The sequence below is a fragment of the Bordetella hinzii LMG 13501 genome (assembly GCF_001548475.1).
GTDB classification, from domain to species: domain Bacteria; phylum Pseudomonadota; class Gammaproteobacteria; order Burkholderiales; family Burkholderiaceae_B; genus Bordetella; species Bordetella hinzii.
In genome coordinates, this window is the sequence record NZ_LRUJ01000085.1 from 1 (window position 1) to 668 (window position 668).

Below are 668 nucleotides of genomic sequence, written 5' to 3' on the forward strand. Positions count from 1 at the left end.
GCTTTCCGCTACACCGCGCGCGGCAACCTGGTGGGCGTGATCTCCAACGGCACCGCCGTGCTGGGCCTGGGCAATATCGGCGCGCTGGCCTCCAAGCCCGTCATGGAAGGCAAGGCCGTGCTGTTCAAGAAGTTCGCCGGCTTGGACGTCTTCGACATCGAGATCAACGAAACCGATCCCGACAAGCTGGTCGAGATCATCGCCGGCCTGGAGCCCACCTTCGGCGGCATCAACCTCGAGGACATCAAGGCGCCCGAGTGCTTTACCGTCGAGCGCAAGCTGCGCGAACGGATGAAGATCCCCGTCTTTCACGACGACCAGCATGGCACGGCCATCACCGTGTGCGCGGCCTTCATCAACGGCCTGAAGGTCGTGGGCAAGGACATCAAGAAGGTCAAGGTCGTGACCTCGGGCGCCGGCGCCGCCGCCCTGGCCTGCCTGGACCTCATGGTCGACCTGGGCCTGCCGGTGGAGAACATCTGGGTGACCGATATCGAGGGCGTGGTCTACGAAGGCCGCACCACCTTGATGGATCCGGACAAGGCGCGCTTCGCGCAAAAGACCGAGGCGCGCAAGCTGGCCGACGTGATCGGCGACGCGGATGTGTTCCTGGGCCTGTCGGCCGGCGGCGTGCTCAAGCCCGAGATGGTGGCCGCCATGGCCGCGCG

General features: G+C 65.7%; 1 protein-coding gene. It reads left to right on the top strand.

Annotated elements, in window-relative coordinates:
• Positions 1 to 668 (top strand): malic enzyme-like NAD(P)-binding protein (locus AXA74_RS23675; RefSeq protein ID WP_282956547.1); only part of this gene is annotated, 668 nt, incomplete at both ends.